General features: G+C 35.1%; 2 protein-coding genes. Both read left to right on the top strand.

Features of this window, described 5'->3' with window-relative positions; translation table 11 throughout:
• On the top strand, positions 1-334 hold a 334-nt coding region (locus tag H3V04_RS08765; protein ID WP_198188183.1), incomplete at its 5' end, for a phage terminase small subunit P27 family.
• The coding region (locus tag H3V04_RS08760) for a hypothetical protein (RefSeq protein WP_198188181.1) at positions 331-561 on the top strand (231 nt) is incomplete at its 3' end. The genes H3V04_RS08765 and H3V04_RS08760, both read left to right, overlap by 4 nt.

Below are 561 nucleotides of genomic sequence, written 5' to 3'. Positions count from 1 at the left end.
GAGAGCAGATGAATATTTGCTACAGGAATATTGTTCAGCTTATGACGTTTATCGCAAAGCTTATGATTCAATTCGAAAAGATGGCATTCAGCAAAAAGTTTTTAAAACAATGCTTAGTCCAGTTACTGGTAAACCAGCTGCTAAAGACTTTCAAGGTTTTAGAAAAAACCCTGCCTATCAGATGATGTCTGATTCACTTTCAAAAATGAATCAAATAGGCAAAGAACTGGGTTTGAGCCCAAGAGCTAGATCGCAAATGATGGAGTTGAATTCTCCTAGTGATAAGAAGAAAGAATCGGTTACGGATCAATTGAAGGAGTTCTTTAAGCAATGAAAGTTGATCTAACACAAACTCATGATGTTGAAGGTGCATATGAAGCTATAGACTGGTCAGAAATTAGACAAAAATATAAAGATCCAGGAACTCAATATTGCTTTGATATTTTAGATAAGAAAATACTAGCAGGCTACTTAATCAAGTTAGCCTGCTTTCGTCATTTAAGAGACCTTCAGAGACAAGGTAATAAAGATTTTCCATATCATTATGACGTTGAGGAAGAA

It is taken from the genome of Bifidobacterium sp. M0353 (genome assembly GCF_016100645.1).
GTDB lineage: Bacteria > Actinomycetota > Actinomycetes > Actinomycetales > Bifidobacteriaceae > Bombiscardovia > Bombiscardovia choladohabitans.
This window is presented reverse-complemented; position numbering and strand designations above follow the sequence as displayed.